The sequence below is a fragment of the Kitasatospora sp. P5_F3 genome (genome assembly GCF_054049135.1).
Genome location: NZ_JBFUMY010000078.1, coordinates 1 through 12868 on the forward strand (window position 1 = coordinate 1; position 12868 = coordinate 12868).

The 12868-nt window shown below is 72.8% G+C and carries 12 protein-coding genes; 7 read left to right on the top strand and 5 right to left on the bottom strand.

The genetic code is table 11. The features are described 5' to 3' along the window. Positions 1 to 1115, top strand: a 1115-nt coding sequence (locus ACXJMZ_RS31120) for a dihydrolipoamide acetyltransferase family protein (protein ID WP_457033373.1), incomplete at its 5' end; no start/stop codon positions are given. Between the two features lie 58 nt (positions 1116 to 1173). Here the strand turns inward: ACXJMZ_RS31120 and ACXJMZ_RS31125 are convergent. The 3 genes from ACXJMZ_RS31125 to ACXJMZ_RS31135 form a co-directional block, all read right to left on the bottom strand. Beyond that, positions 1174 to 2046, bottom strand: coding sequence for an LPXTG cell wall anchor domain-containing protein (locus tag ACXJMZ_RS31125; protein WP_457033374.1), 873 nt, complete (start codon positions 2044 to 2046; stop codon positions 1174 to 1176). 184 nt (positions 2047 to 2230) lie between these two features. Then, the gene (locus ACXJMZ_RS31130; RefSeq protein WP_457033375.1) at positions 2231 to 3004 is read right to left on the bottom strand and encodes a hypothetical protein; all 774 of its coding nucleotides are present in this window, start codon (positions 3002 to 3004) and stop codon (positions 2231 to 2233) included. Positions 3005 to 3060: 56 nt separating this feature from the next. Further along, positions 3061 to 3933, bottom strand: coding sequence for a hypothetical protein (locus ACXJMZ_RS31135; protein ID WP_457033376.1), 873 nt, complete (start codon positions 3931 to 3933; stop codon positions 3061 to 3063). Between the two features lie 204 nt (positions 3934 to 4137). Between ACXJMZ_RS31135 and ACXJMZ_RS31140 the strand changes: the two genes are divergently transcribed. The 3 genes from ACXJMZ_RS31140 to ACXJMZ_RS31150 all read left to right on the top strand — a co-directional run bounded on the left by ACXJMZ_RS31140 (position 4138) and on the right by ACXJMZ_RS31150 (position 8141). Continuing rightward, positions 4138 to 5349: a benzoate/H(+) symporter BenE family transporter gene (locus ACXJMZ_RS31140; protein WP_457033377.1), complete on the top strand. Its 1212-nt coding sequence runs from the start codon at positions 4138 to 4140 to the stop codon at positions 5347 to 5349. A gap of 169 nt (positions 5350 to 5518) precedes the next feature. Further along, positions 5519 to 6757, top strand: coding sequence for a M64 family metallopeptidase (locus tag ACXJMZ_RS31145; protein ID WP_457033378.1), 1239 nt, complete (start codon positions 5519 to 5521; stop codon positions 6755 to 6757). 73 nt (positions 6758 to 6830) lie between these two features. Beyond that, the gene (locus ACXJMZ_RS31150; protein WP_457033379.1) at positions 6831 to 8141 is read left to right on the top strand and encodes an MFS transporter; all 1311 of its coding nucleotides are present in this window, start codon (positions 6831 to 6833) and stop codon (positions 8139 to 8141) included. A gap of 59 nt (positions 8142 to 8200) precedes the next feature. On the opposite strand, the gene ACXJMZ_RS31155 is transcribed toward ACXJMZ_RS31150, so the two are convergent. After that, complete coding sequence (locus tag ACXJMZ_RS31155; RefSeq protein ID WP_457033380.1) at positions 8201 to 9022, bottom strand: maleylpyruvate isomerase family mycothiol-dependent enzyme; 822 nt, start codon at positions 9020 to 9022, stop codon at positions 8201 to 8203. A gap of 168 nt (positions 9023 to 9190) precedes the next feature. Here ACXJMZ_RS31155 and ACXJMZ_RS31160 point away from each other — a divergent pair, with 168 nt between their 5' ends. The 3 genes from ACXJMZ_RS31160 to ACXJMZ_RS31170 all read left to right on the top strand — a co-directional run bounded on the left by ACXJMZ_RS31160 (position 9191) and on the right by ACXJMZ_RS31170 (position 11746). After that, positions 9191 to 9988, top strand: coding sequence for a carbon-nitrogen family hydrolase (locus ACXJMZ_RS31160; protein ID WP_457033381.1), 798 nt, complete (start codon positions 9191 to 9193; stop codon positions 9986 to 9988). Positions 9989 to 10165: 177 nt separating this feature from the next. Beyond that, entirely contained in the window at positions 10166 to 11053 is an 888-nt protein-coding gene (locus ACXJMZ_RS31165; protein WP_457033382.1) for a GntR family transcriptional regulator, read from the top strand. Positions 11054 to 11098: 45 nt separating this feature from the next. Continuing rightward, complete coding sequence (locus ACXJMZ_RS31170; RefSeq protein WP_403043963.1) at positions 11099 to 11746, top strand: hypothetical protein; 648 nt, start codon at positions 11099 to 11101, stop codon at positions 11744 to 11746. Positions 11747 to 11816: 70 nt separating this feature from the next. On the opposite strand, the gene ACXJMZ_RS31175 is transcribed toward ACXJMZ_RS31170, so the two are convergent. Next, complete coding sequence (locus ACXJMZ_RS31175) at positions 11817 to 12551, bottom strand: SLATT domain-containing protein (protein ID WP_457033383.1); 735 nt, start codon at positions 12549 to 12551, stop codon at positions 11817 to 11819. Positions 12552 to 12868: the final 317 nt, after the last annotated feature.

Consider the following 12868-nt stretch of genomic DNA (forward strand, 5'->3'; position numbering starts at 1 on the left):
CCGCTCCGGCTGCCGCTGCCCCGGTTGCCGCCGCGCCGGCCGTCGAGGCGCCGGACGCTGCCGTGCCCGAGCGCCGCGAGGTGCTGGTCGGGTACGGGCCGCGTACGGGTGGCGCCCAGCGTCGGGCCCGGAAGGCTCCGGCGACCGCTGCCGCGGCTGCTGCTCCGGCTCCGGCTCCGGTCGTGCTGGTGCCCGCGCAGGCCGAACCCGTGTCGGCGGAACGGCCGTTGGCCAAGCCGCCGGTGCGCAAGCTGGCCAAGGACCTGGGCATCGACCTGCGGACGGTCACCCCGACCGGCCCCGACGGTGTGATCACCCGGGACGACGTGCACGCCGCCGCCGCACCTGCGCCGGTGGCCGAGTCCGTCGTCGCTCCCGTTGCCGCCGCCCCGCTGCCGGTCGCGGTCGGTACGGGTGACGTCCGGGTGCCGGTCAAGGGCGTCCGGAAGGCCACCGCACAGGCGATGGTCGCGTCGGCGTTCACCGCGCCGCACGTCACCGAGTTCATCCAGGTCGACGTCACCCGGACGATGAAGCTGGTGCGCGAGCTCAAGGCGAGCGGCGAACTGGGCGAGGGTGTCCGGGTCAGCCCGCTGCTGCTGGTCGCCCGGGCTCTGCTCACCGCCATCCGGCGGCACCCGGAGATCAACGCCGCCTGGGACGAGGCGAACCAGGAGATCGTGCTCAAGGGCCAGGTCAACCTGGGGATCGCGGCCGCCACCCCGCGCGGTCTGCTGGTGCCCAACATCAAGGACGCCGGGTCCAAGACCCTGCCGCAACTGGCGACCGCCCTCGGCGAGTTGACCGACGTCGCGCGCCAGGGCAAGACCTCGCCGGCCGATCTGTCCGGCGGCACCGTGACGATCACCAACGTCGGCGTCTTCGGCGTCGACACCGGCACCCCGATCCTCAACCCCGGCGAGGCCGCCATCCTGGCCTTCGGCGCGGTCCGGGAGCTGCCGTGGGTGCACAAGGGCAAGGTGGTGCCCCGCCTGGTCACCACGCTGGCACTCTCCTTCGACCACCGCCTGGTCGACGGCGAGCTGGGCTCCAAGGTGCTGGCCGACACGGCCGCCGTCCTGGAGCGCCCGAAGCGCCTGATCACCTGGGGCTGACGCTCCTTCAGCATGCGGATGGGCCCTGCTCCCTCGGGAGCAGGGCCCATCCGGTTTTTCAGTCCTGGGTACGGCGGGTGCGACGGGTGCGGCGGACCAGCAGCAGCACGCCGGTGCCGAGCGCGACGAAGGCGGCGGCGGAGGCGAGCAGGAAGGTGTTCGGGGTGCTGCTGCCGGTCTCGGCCAGCTCGGTGGTGGTGGTGGCAGTGGGCGAGATGCTCGGCGTCGGCGCGGCGGCGGGCACGTCCTTGGCAGCGGCGGGCACGGCGGCCGGGGCGGCGGTCGAGGGGGTGGCCTTCGGGGCGGCGGGCTTGGTGGGCTGGGCCGCCGGGTGGTTGAACTTCAGGTTGGTCGTGATCATGGGGCCGCCACCCCGGGACGACACGTAGAGCTCGATGCCCTTCTGCTCCTTCGGCGCCGTGGCGGCCAGCCCGATCCGGAACACGTAGCGCTTGGTCTGGCCGTCGGCCAGCGGGGCGTTGAGCAGCGAGGTGTCGGCGGAGAGCGTCGGGTCGCAGCCGAGGCGGAGCTTGAGCGGCTGCCACTTGCCGTCCTTCATCACCTCGACGGTGAAGTCCTGCTTCCGGACGTTGACCTTCTTCAGGTCGTTGCCGGTCTCCCCGGACTGCGGGTTCCAGAACGAGAACCCCGGGCTGATCGCCTTGTAGGGGGCGCCGGTGTGGTTGGCGATCTGCACACCGAACTCGACCTTCGGCCCGCCGGCGGTCAGCGTGGTGGCCCTGGGGTTGACGAAGGTGAGAGCCGGGGTGGTGGCGCGCTGCGGCTCGGGCGCCTGGGCGGAGTTCGAGAAGGGCGCGTCGCCGCAGGCCCAGGCGGTGGAGGCGGGGAGGACCGTGAGTCCGGCGGTGAGGGCGACGACGGCGGCCAGCGGGGCAATCTTCGCAAAACGGTTGATAACGGGCGCACGCATGACGGGTCTCCCCCAAGGAGCTGGAACTGACGATGAGTTGGTGAAGGGGTTGCCGCCTGGCCGGCTCCTGCCGCGCCCTGCTCTCCGTGCCTTCAACCGTTAAGACGTGCATCCCCGTCGGGGGTTGCAGGTGGGTTCAGAAATCTTTTCGAGGGATTTCCGGCAGCGCCGGGCGTCCGGCTTTTCAGCCCCGGGTGCGGCGGACCGTCAGCAGGATGGCCGCGCCGAGCGCGACGAATGCGGCGGCGGAGGCGAGCAGCAGGGTGTTCGGGGTGCGCGGCCCGGTCTCGGCCAGCTCGGTGACGGCCGCGGTGGGGGCGCTCGACGCAGTGGCCCGGGCGGGAGTGGGAACGGGAGCCGGGGAGGCCTTCGGACGGACCGCGCTCAGCCTGCCGCCCTTCGCGTTGCCCGCGAGCCAGTCCTCGCCGGTCGCGGAGACGGAGTAGGTGACGAAGCCGAGGCCCGTCGGCGCACCGGCCGGCACGCCGATCCGGAAGGTCAGCTCGACCGACTCGCCCTTGCGCAGCGCGAGCATCGGCAGCGCCTCGTCCTCGTTCACCAGGCCCCGGGTGCAGCCCGGCTGGAGCGCCAGCTGCTGCCAACTCCCGGTGCCCTTGCGCCAGGAGGTCCGGACGTCCTTGGCGGTCAGATCGTGCCCGTCGACGAAGTGTCCGAGCCCGATCGCCGGCTCCACCGCCTGGTAGTCGCCGTCGGTGTTGTTGGTGATCCGCACCGGGATGTCCACCGCGGCACCGCCCACGGTGATCTCGGCCGGGGACTTGAGCTGGGTGACCGTCAGTTCGCCCTGGTGCTTCGCGGGGTGCGGCTGGGACTGGGTACGGCCCTTGAGGTCGTGCCCGCAGACCGCCCAGGCGGAGCTGCCGCCGGCGACGACGGGCAGGCCGACGGAGAGCACAAGAGCGGCGGTGACGGTGGCGGCGGAACGGGACATGCGCATGGTGGACTTCCCCCGGGGATCTGGTGGTTGGTGGCGCGGATGGGTCAGCGGATGGGTCAGCGGCGGCGGTTGTGGCGACGGACCACAGTGAGGACGGTTGCGCCGAGGGCGACCATGGCGGCGGCGGAGGCGAGCAGGAAGGTGTTCGGGGTGCTGCTGCCGGTCGAGGCCAGCTCGGCGGCGGGGGCGACGACGGGGGCAGCGGGCTGCTGGACCGGGGTGGTGGAGGCACTCGGAGTCGGCGTGACCGTCGGGTCGGCGGCCGGAACAGCGGCCTGGACGGCGGCCGGGGCGGCCTTCGGAGTGGAGGGCTTCGGCGTGACGGGCTTGGGGGCCGCCGACGGGCGGACCATGGTCAGGGTCACCGGCTTGACGTTGGGGGCGAGGTAGATCTCGAGGGACTTCTGCTCGACCGGAGTGCTGCTCTTCAGGCCCAGCCGGAACTGGAACCGCTTGGTGTGTCCGGCCGCGAGCGGTCCCCTGGCCGCCGAGACGTCGACGTTGAGGGCCGGGTCGCAGCTGTGCCGGAGCGGGAGGTTCTTCCAGCCGCTGCCGACCATGACCTCGACGGTGATGTCCTCGGGGCGGAGGTTGACCTTCCGCAGGTCGTTGGAGACGTCGCCGGACTGCGGGTTCCAGAGGGCGGGGCGGGGCGCGATGCTCCGGTAGTCCTCGCCGGTGCCGTTGGACAGCTCGACGCCGAACTCCACCTTCGGTCCGCCCACGGTGATCTTGCCGAGGGTCCCCGGGAGGAGCGTGGTGGCCGGGTCGGTGGCGTGGTGCTCCCAGGCCTCGGTGGCGGCCGGGGCGGGCTGGTCGCCGCAGGCCCAGGCGGTGGAGGCGGGGACGACGGTGAGTCCGGCGGTGAGAGCGGCGACGGCGGCCAGCGGGGCAATCTTCGCGAAACGGTTGATAACGGGCGTGCGCATGACGTGTCTCCCCCGAGGAGCTGAAACTGGCGATGAGTTGGTGAAGGGGTTGCCGCCTGGCCGGCTCCTGCCGGGCCCTGCTCTCCGTGCCTTCAACCGTTAAGACGTCCATCCCCCTCGGTGGTTGCAGGTGGGTTCAGAACTTTTTTCGAGGACTGTCCGGGAGCCCTCCGGGATACTGCCGAGGTGACAGAACTACGGGGGATGACAGCGGCACCGCAGGGCACGACCGAGCCTCGGGCATCGCTGCGCAGGGACGTGTCGGGGCCGGCCCTGCTGGCCGGGCTGGTGTGCGTGGCGGTGTCGTTCTCGGGGCCGCTGGTGGTGGTGCTGGCGGCGGCGAAGGCAGGACAGCTGACGCCGGATCAGACCGCCTCGTGGATCTGGGCGGTGTCGATCGGCAGCGGGCTGAGCTGCCTGCTGCTGTCCTGGCGGACCAGGACCCCGGTGATCGCGGCCTGGTCCACGCCGGGGGCGGCGCTGCTGGTGACCAGCCTGGGGGAGTACCCGTACCGGGAGGCGGTCGGGGCGTTTCTGGTGAGCAGCGTGGCGGTGACCCTGTTCGGGGTGACCGGGCTGTTCGGCCGGCTGATCCGGGCGGTGCCGGTCGGGATCGTGAACGCGATGCTGGCGGGCATCCTGTTCTCGTTCGGCGCGGGGATCTTCACCTCGTTGAAGGCCGCGCCGGTGCTGGTGCTGGGCAGCTTCGCGGCCTTCCTGGCCGCCCGCCGGTTCGTGCCCCGGTACGCCGTACCGGTGGCCCTGCTGGCGGGTGCGCTGCTGGCCGCCGCCACCGTCGGGCTGCCGCTGCAGTTCGGTCAGGGCGGCCCGGTCCGGCCGGAGCTGACGGTGCCGCAGTTCAGCTGGGCCGCGATGGTCGGTCTTGCGCTGCCGCTCACCATCGTCGCGCTGGCCTCGCAGAACGCGCCGGGACTCGGCGTGATGCGGGCCTCCGGCTACGAGCCGGACGACCGGCTGCTGATCGGCGCGACCGGCGGGCTCTCGGTGCTGCTGGCCCCGTTCGGCTCGCCCGGGGTCAACCTGGCCGCGATCACCGCCGCGATCTGCACCAGCCCGGAGAGCCACCCGGACCCGCGCCGCCGCTACGTCGCCGGGATGTCCACCGGCGTGCTGTACATCCTGATCGGCAGCTTCGCCGGGGTGCTGGTGAGCCTCTTCACCGGCCTGCCCGCCGCGCTGATCGCGGTGGTCGCGGGCACCGCCCTGCTGGCCTCCTTCCAGGGCAGCCTGGCCGGGGCGACGGCCGACGAGGCCGGCCGGGACGGCGCGGTGGTGACCTTCCTGGCCACCGCCTCGGGGATGACCCTCTACGGCATCGGCTCGGCCTTCTGGGGCCTGCTGTTCGGCATCGCGACGCACCTGGTGCTGCAGACCGGGCGCACCCGCAAGGGCTGACCCACGGGGCCGGCCGCGCAACCGGGGCTGGGCCGGTCGGCCGACCGGTTGCACCGGTCCGGGGAACTTGGCGCGCCGGGGGACTGCGGGGGCGTACGGGACGGGTACGTCTTCGCGACCCCCCACCCGAGCCCCCGCCGGGTGACCGGAGCAGCGAGGACGAACCCGTATGCCTTCTGGCAATCCTGGCCGTCGTCTGCTCCGCGGCCTGGCCGCAGCCCTCCTGCTGGCGGCCGCCGTGCTCCCCGCCGCGCTGGAGGTGGCCTCACCGCCGCCGTACGACGTGATCGGCGCCCCGTCCCCGGCCCCCGAACTGGCCGCCCCGCCGCACCTGCTCCGGCAGGCCGACCTGCGGGCCGACGGGGCCGCCCCGACCGTCGACATACGCCGCACCGGGGCGCCCGACCGCCGGATCACCCTGGTGCTGCTCGGCGACGGCTACACCGCCGATCAGCAGGCGCTGTTCCGGCAGCAGGCCGACCAGGCCTGGCAGTCGCTGATGGAGATCGAACCGTTCCGCAGCTACCAGGGCTTCTTCAACATAAGGCGGGTCGAGGTGGTCTCCCCGGCGGCCGGGATCGCCGAGGGCGACCAGTCAGGACGGCGGCCCGACTCGCCGCTCGGCATGCACTTCTGGTGCGAGGGCACCGCCCGGCTGCTCTGCGCCGACGAGACCGCCACCGCCCGGTACGCCGGGGCGGGCGAGGGGCCGCAGTACCTGATCGCGCTGGCCAACTCCACCGAGTACGGCGGCGCGGGCGGCACCGGGGTGACCACGCTGGCGGGCGGCAACCCGGACGCCGGGCGGATCATCCAGCACGAGATAGGGCACACCGTCGGCGACCTCGGCGACGAGTACGACAGCGCACCGGCCGACGCCGACTACCCCAACCTGTCCACCCAGGACGCCGAGGAGATGCGCCGGGGACAGCAGAAGTGGTGGCGCTGGCTGGGCGCCCAGTCACCCGACGGCGGTGGAGTGATCGGCGCGTACCGGAGCGCCAACGGGGTCTACCGGCCGACCGCCGACTCGGTGATGCGCACCCTCGGCGGCAGCTACAACCTGCCCTCCAGGGAGGCCATCATCAAGCAGATCTACCAGCGGGTCGGCCCGACCGACCCGCCCGTCCCGGCGGCCGGCGAGGTGACCGGGCGGCCCCGGCTGGCGGTGCGGCCGCTGGGACTGACCGGACCGCGCCGGCTCGCGGTGGAGTGGCGGGTGGACGGGCGGGCGGTGGAGAGCCCGGCCGAGGACCGGAGCTGGCTGGACACCACCGGGCTGACCGTCCCGGCCGGCCGGACCGTCACGGTCACCGCGACCGTCCGGGACGACACCGACTGGGTCCGCGACGAGGAGTTCCGGCAGCAGCGGATGACCCGGACGGTGAGCTGGCGGCTCAGGGACTGAACCGTCCCTCCGTACCCGGATCGTTGCCCGTCCCGGGCCTTTCGCGGTTGACGCGCTGCATAGTCTGTTCGACGTGACCGTGGACCCCGAGACCGCCAGCCCCGCCGCCGCCCGAGTCGCCGTCCCCGGTCAGCGGGTACCCCTGCCGGTCACACCGCCCGGCGGCCGGGCCGCCTGGTTCGCCTGGTGGATCGGGGTCAGCGTCTACGTCCTCGCGGTGATCCACCGCACCAGCCTCGGCGTGGCCGGGATCGACGCCGTCGAACGGTTCGGGATCGGGGCCTCCGCGCTCTCCACCTTCGCGGTGCTCCAGGTGCTGGTGTACGCGGCGATGCAGATACCCGTCGGCCTGCTGGTCGACCGGCTGGGGCCGCGCCGGGTGCTGCTCACCGGCATCCTGCTGCTGAGCCTCGGTCAGCTCGCCTTCGCCTTCTCCACCTCGTTCGGACCGGCCCTGGTCTCCCGGGCCGTGCTCGGCTGCGGTGACGCGATGACCTTCATCAGCGTGCTGCGGATCTCCGCGCGCTGGTTTCCCGCCGCGAAGAACCCGCTGATCGCCCAACTCACCGGCCTGGCCGGGATGGGCGGCAACCTGATCACCACGGTGGTGCTCGCCCAGGCCCTGCACCGCGAGGGCTGGACCGCCAGCTTCGCCTTCGTCGCCCTGCTCGGGGTGGGGGTCTTCGCCCTGGTCGCGCTGCTGCTCAAGGAGGCCCCGGCGGGTGTCGCGGTGGTCCCGACGGCCGGGCGGCGGCTCTCGGTCCGGGCCCAGATCCGCGACGCCTGGCGCGAGCCGGGCACCCGGCTCGGCATGTGGGTGCACTTCACCACCGCCTTCCCCGGTGCGGCCTTCGGGCTGCTCTGGGGGATGCCGTACCTGGTGGAGGGTCAGGGCATGACCCGGGGCGAGGCGGGCGGGCTGCTCACCGTCCTGGTCGGCAGCAACATGGTCTTCGCGCTGCTGCTCGGGCGGATGCTCTCGCGGACTGCCCGGGCCCGGATGCCGATCACCCTGACCGTGATCGCCGCCACGGCGGTCAGCTGGGCCGTGGTGCTGGCCTGGCCGGGGGCGCAGCCGCCGCTCTGGCTGCTGCTGGTCCTGCTGGTGGTGATGGGCACCAACGGCCCCGCCTCCCTGGTCGGCCTCGACTACGCCCGCTCCCACAACCCGCAGGAGCGGCTGGGCACGGCCTCCGGCATCGCCAACATGGGCGGCTTCATCGGCACGGTGATCACGCTCCTCGGGGTCGGCCTGCTGCTCGACACCCTGGCGGGGGCGGACGGGGTGCACTCGGCGGAGGCGTACCGGTGGGCGCTGTGCTGGCTGTTCGTGCCGCTGGGGGTCGGAACGGGGATGATCTTGCGGTTGCGGCGGCTTGTGTAGGGCCTCCGACCTGCGGAAACGTGAATACCCTCACTCGGAGTAAGGGTATTCACGCTCCGTCAGGGGGTGACGGCGAAGTGGGCGAGGATCCGGGCGCCGAGTTCCTGGTCGCCGTCGATCGTCACCGGGCCGGGGCGGCCACGGCCGCAGGCCAGCCGGACGTACGTCTCCCAGTCGAGGGTGAGCCGGACGTCGGGGGCGAGGCTGATGGTCTCGTCGATGCCGGCCCGGCCGTCCTCGTCGATCCGGACGGTGCGGAGGAACTCGAGCGGGCCCGAGACGTCCAGGGCGAGCGTGGTGCCGGGCGGGGCGCCGACGGACTTGGCGAGCACCTTGGGGAGGCCGGACAGCATGATGTCGCGGGAGATCAGGGCGGCGGCCGAGTCGAGGTTGCCGGGGACGCCGAGCGCCCGGCGGAGGTCCTGCTCGTGCACCCAGACGTCGAAGGCGCGCAGCTGGAGCAGTTCGGTGTACGGCACGTCCCGGGAGAGCGGCCCGGCGGGCCAGCGGACCAGGTCGTCCGCCTCGTGCTTCGCGTTGCGCAGCGCGCGCGAGCGGCGGATGACGGTGTACTCCAGCTCGCCGGTGATCTCGGGTGCGGTGTGGCAGCGCCGCTTGTCGACCGGGAGCTCCATGTAGCGGGCGAACTCGCCGGTGATGTGCCGGAGGTCGCCGGGCAGCGAGTGGATCGGGCGGGGGTCGCCGAGGAGCTCGGACTCCAGCGCGATGACATGTGAGACGACGTCACGGACCGACCAGCCGGGGCATTCGGTGGGCCGGTTCCAGGCGTCGGTGGGCAGCGGGGCCAGCAGCTCGGCTATCGCCTCGATGGTCTGCGTCCACGCGTCGATGCAAGCCTGCACGGTCTGGTTCTCCGTCACGGGATTCTCCGGCCCTCCGTCAGCTTCCGTACTGTGCCGCCCTGGAGCGCGAACCCGGGTGTTCCGGCTTCCGGGCGGCGGCGCTAACCGCACGTTACGCTGCCGGGTGACAGCCGGGCAGTGCTTTCGGGTGACGATCGTAGGACTGGTCTCATGGACGGTGGTAGTGTGCGCGCTTCATTGATCCAAATCGACGTCTCGGACGTCGAACCGCCCGCCGAACGGCGGGCCAGGGTAGCCGCGTTGGTCCGTGCCCAGGAGGGCGCCGACCTGGTGGTACTGCCCGAGCTGTGGCCGCTCGGCGGCTTCGCCTACGACGCCTGGTCGGACGGTGCCGAGCCGCTGGACGGGCCGACCGCCGAGGCGATGTCGGCGGCCGCGAGGGCCGCCGGAGTCTGGCTGCATGCCGGTTCGATCGTCGAACGCGATCCGGACGGCCCGATCTACAACACCTCCTTGCTGTTCGCCCCGGACGGCGAGCTGACCACCACCTACCGCAAGATCCACCGCTTCGGTTTCGACAGCGGCGAGGCGATCGCGATGGGTGCCGGGCAGGAGATCGTGGCCACCACCACCGAGCTGGGCACCATCGGGATGGCCACCTGTTACGACCTGCGCTTCCCCGAGCTGTTCCGGGCCCTGCTGGACGCCGGGGCCGAGCTGCTGCTGATCCCGGCCGCCTGGCCGGAACGGCGGCGCGAGCACTGGACCCTGCTGGCCCGGGCCCGGGCGGTGGAGGAGCAGGCGTACGTGCTGGCCTGCAACACGGCGGGGACGCACGGTGGGGTCGAGCAGGCCGGGCACAGCATCGTGGTCGACCCGTGGGGCAAGGTGCTGGCCGAGGCCGGGGCGGGCGAGCAGGTGCTGACCGTCGACTTCGACCCGGCGGGGGCGGCCAAGGCCCGCTCCGAGTTCCCGGTGCACCGCGACCGGCTGCTCGGCATCCCGGCTCCCGTCCAGCGCTGACCGGCCCGGTACGGCGCTGACCGGGCCGCCCCGGGCGGCCGGGTGCGTGTCCGGGTATGGACACTGTTAGGGCTCTTGCGCACCAGGTGGGCGCATTTGAGAAGATGAGCCCTGGTCGTGTTCCGCTCGGAGCGGCCGGCGAGCAGTGCCGAGCCCGGAGAGGAGGCTGTCGCCCGGATGTCCAACCCGATGGCTCCCCCCGGCGACGGCCGCCCGGCGATCCAGCGCAACAGCCTGCGCGAGCAGATCGCCGCCGCGCTCCGCGAGGAGATGATGGCGGGCCGCCTGGCGGCCGGCCGCAACTTCACCGTCAAGGAGATCGCCGAGCTGTACGGCGTCTCCGCCACCCCGGCCAGGGAGGCCCTGGTCGACCTGGCGGCGCAGGGCCTGCTCCGGGCCGAGCACCACCGCGGCTTCACCGTCCCGGAGTTCGACTGGTCGGACTTCGTGGAGATCTTCGAGGCCCGCACCATGCTGACGGACAGCGCCTTCCGCCAGCTCGGGGCCCGTGCCAGCAGCTACGACTGGCGGCGCCTGCCGTCGCTGCGCCGCCGGGCCGAGGCGGCCCGGCGGGCGTCCCGGGCCGGCCAGCTGGACGTGCTGGTCGGCTGCGACCTGCGGTTCTGGCACGAGGCAGGGGCGCTGCTCGACAACACCCGGGTCTCCGGCTACCTGGGCTGGCTGCGGGTGCAGTCCTGGATGTTCGCGGCGCCCTATCTGCGCGCCGCCGGTGACCTCGAAGGGGTCTGCTGGGACCGGCACCCGGATCTGGTGGACCGGATCGAGGCCCGGGACGTGCCGGGGGCGCACCAGGTGGTGAACGAGTACAACCTGTTCACCGTGGAGCTGCTGGCCCGGCTGAGCGGTCGGCCGCTGGAGTCGGTGGCGGTGCTGCCGCTGCTCCGCCTTCCGGCGGCGGAGTGTCCGGCCCCCGCCCCGGCCGCGGCGGGGGGTGAGCTCGGTCTCGGTCTGGTGCCGCTGCCCCGGGCCGTCCCACCGGGTCGTTTCGGCCGCCCGCGGCAGTCCGGTGCCGGGGCCGGTACCGAGGAGCCGGTGGCGCAGTAGGGTGGGCTCTTCCCGTGTCCGCCCTCTGAGAGGAAGAGCCGGCCCATGGCCTGCGACCTCTGGCTCGTCCCGCTGGTGGACGTCCTGACGCACAGCCCCGAGAACCCGTTCCGGGACGACCTCGTACGGTACAACGCGGCCCTGGTCGCGCACGGTCTGCCCGAGGTCCCGGTGTACCGGTACTCGCCGGAGCTCAGCGGCTCGGTGGAGCCGATCGCTGCTTTCGACTACGACTCGCTGCACTTCCTGCGGCGGGCCTACCTGCTGGGGCTGACCGGCTTCGCGATCGAGCCGGTGGACGCGCTCGGGGGTGACTACGAGCAGCTGCTGGAGATGTTCGAGTCGACCGCCGAACAGTCGCACCTGGTCTGGCACTTCGACCACGCCGGAGCGTACGTGCCGATCGACTTCCAGCTCCCGCTGGTCGCGGACGAGCTGCTGGCCTCCGGCGGCCCGCTCGGCTCCTCGTACGGCCTGCTGCGTGAACTCCAGGCGGTGGCGCCGGTGTTGGGCCTCGATCCGCTGAACCCGCCGGCTCCGACCCGGCCGCTTGCGCCGACCGATCTGGAGCAGACCTTCGAGCCGCCGATCGACGACCAGCACCCGTTCGCCCGGGAGCGGCACGCCTGGGCGGGGCTGTACGCGGCGGCGACCCGGAGTGTCACCCAGGGCTCGATGATCGTCTTCGCCTGAGCCCGTCCCTGCCTGATGCATCGTTTCTGCGCGGACGCCCCCGCCGGGGCGTCCGCGCAGACCGGGCCACCTAGCGCAGCGGCAGGATCCGGACCTGGGCACCGGCACCGCTCTCGGTGCGGCCGCCCCACGGGCCGGGGGACTGGGTGGGCAGCTGGGTCATGGTGGCGCGGAACTCCAGCATCCACTCCGAGGTCTCGCCCCTGACCACGTCGGAGACGTCCTCGCAGAACCGGCGCAGCACGCCGAGACAGCGCTCGGCCGCCTCGCCCGCCGTGCCCTCGGTCGGGCCGAGCACCTCGCGCACGCACTCCGAGGCCCAGTCGAACTGGAACGCCTCCAGCCGGCGCTGCAGCGCCTGGGCGGTGCTGACGTCCCGCATCCAGCCCGAGGTCTGGCCGAACGCCCGGTCCACCCCGAGGCAGGCGGCGGAGAGGGCAAGCCCGACGTAGCCCCAGCTCGGCGAGGCCCAGGAGACCCCACTGAGCGAGAGCAGCGGATCGGTCAGCCCGGCCACCGCGAACCCGGCCGCGCCGAACCGCAGCAGCCTGGCCCAGCGCCGCTTCCAGACCCGGTCCCTGCGGTACCAGTCGATCGCCTCGACGGCCCGCTCCTCGGACCAGCGGTAGAGCTCCTCCAGCCGCTCGGCGGGCTCACCCCAGTCCCCGAGCGGGAACTGGCGGGCACTCAGATCGGTGCGGCGGCGGGTGGGGGTCAGTGCGGCGGAGGCCACGACGGGCTGGTCCTCCTCACCGACTTCCTTGCCCCAGGGGCTCTCCTCGGGCTGCATTTCCGGCTGGCTCACCTGTGGGGCTCCCTGTGGCGGGCGGACTGCTGAGGCCCTGGCGGGTACCGGGCCTGACGGTGCGTCGAGCGGCCAGTGTTCCGGACACCGGCCAGGTGTGGCACTTCGTCGGACGGTCGGCGCCGCGAGCGGTGTGGGTCGCCCATGGTGCCGTGCACCGGTGACGGCCGGTGCTCGTCCAACAGCACTTCTTACCGCCAAATGGCTGACCATGGGGCCGCTTCGGCAGCGATCGTTATCGGAATTCACCCCATCAAGCCGAGGTGGGAGAGTTGCGGCGGTCGGCGAGATTTCACCCTTCCGAGCGAGCCCGTCCG